We start from the raw sequence: 2,669 nt of genomic DNA, 5'->3' as shown, positions 1-2,669 counted from the left end.
CTGCCCACCGCTGTCGAGTGCTGCTCAAGCGGCGTGATCTGATCAAGGGGCTAACCAGCTTTCATTGGTGGGCAGCGGCGGTTGGCTGATTAGCAGTGGCACTTAATCATGGGCAATCAACCGGATTTGATATTACTGTCGAGCGGATTCATGGCAGGCCAAGCGTTTGCACCGATTCAGCAAGCTGGAGCCGATAACCTGTACGCCTACCAAAGCATCGACAAGCATTGCGTTGACGTGATTAATCGTGACGTGCGGATCGGCTTCGACACGGCCTTTCGAGTTCGCGAGTTGGGATTGTTTCGCTCAAGCAACGATGTCATTGCAATTACGGGCGATCGCTCCTACTGCCAGATGAACGCCAAGACGATCCAAACACCCAACGGCATCTACTGGGGCACTCCGTACCTGTTTCCGATCGCAGGCGAGAATCAAGTTCTCGTCGTCTACATCGATCGCGCCTTGCAATTTTTGGGAACGGAAACTTGGGGCATTGACCCGGAGGTCTGGGAGAGCGATCGCCAGTCTTGGCTCAATTCCCAAACTCGACAGTGGTTCGATTCTCGTGCTGCCGCCCCTCGCGAGTTTATTGATCCCTCCTTGCAATTCAACCAACTTCCGCAGCAGCAGGAGGTTTGTCAGTGAAGCGCGAACATTTGTTTTCTTTTCTTGTCGCTGCTGTAGGCTTAAATCTAAGCGCTTGTATGCCGATGCCCGGAGATAGCGCTCGACCCTATCGAGTGCCCGTGCCTGCCCCTGCTGCGCCAATGGCTCCTTACGTGCCGTCGAATCGTGGTGATCTTCCCGCTCAGCCGCTTTATGCTCAGCAGCAAAACGACGATTACAATGTCCCCGGAGTCCGTGAAGTTCACGCCGTCACTGACATTGCCCAATGTCAGCAGATGTCACAACACTTCAAGCAGCTTGGACTGCGGCTGCGATTAACTCGTGCCAAACCCACAGGCGATCCGACGCTCAAATACCTGTGCATCTTTGAGGGGCCGGACGCTGTGGAAAACCGCTTTGCTGATCCGCGTTCTAACCCTCCACAGGAGTACCAGTAATGCTCATCATCTATCAAGTCTGTCAAGACGAAGCTGCTCAATCTGGCGAACTGCTGGTGCGAGCGGAATGGACAAAGCAGCCTCCACAAGTAGGCGGTCGCGCTTCAATGGGCAGCGATCGCGACTGGTCGATCGTGCGCCTGACTAAGTTTGAGCCAATTGCTGAGTTCCAAGTGGTCGATGCTGTCTTCCTGGCTCACGTCAGCCCGATCGGAATGACCTTAGAAGCTCAGTGGACTTGCGATCAGATGCGCGAATGGTTCCCTCTGCAAAGCTTGGAAGTGGCGCTGTTTGCCAAAGGTCGCCCTGCCCTGGAAATCAGCTACAGCATGGAAGGATTGCCGCTGGTCGGCCAGCTTTTCACGGCAGAGCCAACGCCCCATCCAACCGCCATGCGTTCTGTGATGTTGCCTTGGATGGTCGATCGCATCCAGAAGTATGTGCCCGTTGGTGAATCACCCTATACAGCAGTTCATCTGTGCTGGTGTGTAGCAATGAAGGAAGCGGTTGCGGCCTAACCATCCAGCTTGATTTGCGAAGCGAATTAACCCGATACTGCTGCCCTGTTACTATGCAGGGCATTTTTTGTTGGAGTTTGCCCGATCGCTTTGCCGCCTCAGTTACCCTGCCGCCGTGCAAACAGCGCTTCGATGTCCTGATAGCCGCTCACCACTGCAATCACCTCGATTCCGCTCCTGCTGCCAGGACGGTAGAAAATCAGGTAGTTCCCCACTGGGAAGCTGCGGAGCGGTGGATTCAGTTCTTCCCACAGCCGCCCCATCTCAGGAAATTCAGCTAGCCGCTCACACTGCTGTCGAATGTTGGCAATCAGCCGACGGGCAGCACTGGGATTGTCTTGGGCGATAAAGCGGTTGATGGCAAGGAGATCAGTCTTAGCCTGCGGGGTGAAGCGAACACGAGCCATCGGCTAGACCTGCTGAGTTTGAGCTTCGATCTGCTTAGTGTCGGCTTCAAGTTCAGCAAATACGTCGTTAGCGTCAATCAGTTCGCCTCGATCAGCCTGCTCCACTCCTATCGACAGCTTGCCTTGGAGTTCTGCCAGTCGCAACTCAAACAGGCGATCGCGCTCCTCCAGCAACCGTAGCGCTTCGCGCACGACTTCACTGGCCGACAGATAGCGCCCGCTTTTGACTTTGGCCTGCACAAGCTGTTCGAGTTCCGGTGTGAGAGAAACATTCATGATGGCTGTATCTAGGTGTAGCGCGGCGAAAAAGCGCAATACATTGAGGTAGTAGGGGTCGTTGATTCAAAACCTGCGACTGATTTTGACGTACCAGCGGGTTGACCCTATTGTAATGTCAAACTTTGTTATCGAACGCTAGCAGTCGTATAGCCTGTTCAAACCCCAGTTGTTCAATCATCGAAAGCATCTTGCAGGTGAAGCAAGGTTAGGCAGCGTGAGAAATCTTATGTAACTTTTAGGTGTGACTGCTTAGCCTTTTTTGAAGCAGTTACATAAGAAAGTGGGGAATGTCAGACGACAATGCAGATGACGGGCAACGCCAATGCCTTGGCGGGTTGAGCATTAGTCCATCAAATCACCCATCGTTGCGCCAAAGCTTGAAGTTCAAGCCGCAATAAAAA

General features: G+C 53.5%; 5 protein-coding genes. 3 read left to right on the top strand and 2 right to left on the bottom strand.

All coding sequences use genetic code 11. From position 1 onward, the window contains the following. Positions 1 to 108 precede the first annotated feature (108 nt). The 3 genes from H6F67_RS17120 to H6F67_RS17110 are packed head-to-tail and all read left to right on the top strand — an operon-like array spanning position 109 to position 1,582. Positions 109 to 645: a hypothetical protein gene (locus H6F67_RS17120; protein WP_190767838.1), complete on the top strand. Its 537-nt coding sequence runs from the start codon at positions 109 to 111 to the stop codon at positions 643 to 645. Beyond that, a complete protein-coding gene (locus tag H6F67_RS17115) occupies positions 642 to 1,064 on the top strand; it encodes a hypothetical protein (protein WP_190767837.1) in 423 nt (140 codons plus the stop codon). Before H6F67_RS17120 ends, H6F67_RS17115 begins: the two co-directional genes overlap by 4 nt. Next, on the top strand, positions 1,064 to 1,582 hold the full coding sequence (locus tag H6F67_RS17110; protein WP_190767836.1) for a hypothetical protein: 519 nt from the start codon (positions 1,064 to 1,066) through the stop codon (positions 1,580 to 1,582). Before H6F67_RS17115 ends, H6F67_RS17110 begins: the two co-directional genes overlap by 1 nt. A 98-nt stretch (positions 1,583 to 1,680) precedes the next feature. Here H6F67_RS17110 and H6F67_RS17105 read toward each other — a convergent pair whose 3' ends face one another. After that, on the bottom strand, positions 1,681 to 1,989 hold the full coding sequence (locus H6F67_RS17105) for a type II toxin-antitoxin system RelE/ParE family toxin (protein ID WP_190767835.1): 309 nt from the start codon (positions 1,987 to 1,989) through the stop codon (positions 1,681 to 1,683). A gap of 3 nt (positions 1,990 to 1,992) precedes the next feature. Continuing rightward, positions 1,993 to 2,265, bottom strand: coding sequence for a type II toxin-antitoxin system ParD family antitoxin (locus H6F67_RS17100; protein ID WP_190767834.1), 273 nt, complete (start codon positions 2,263 to 2,265; stop codon positions 1,993 to 1,995). Positions 2,266 to 2,669: the final 404 nt, after the last annotated feature.

The organism is Microcoleus sp. FACHB-1515 (assembly GCF_014696105.1).
Lineage (GTDB): Bacteria > Cyanobacteriota > Cyanobacteriia > Elainellales > Elainellaceae > JAAUTJ01.
This window is presented reverse-complemented; position numbering and strand designations above follow the sequence as displayed.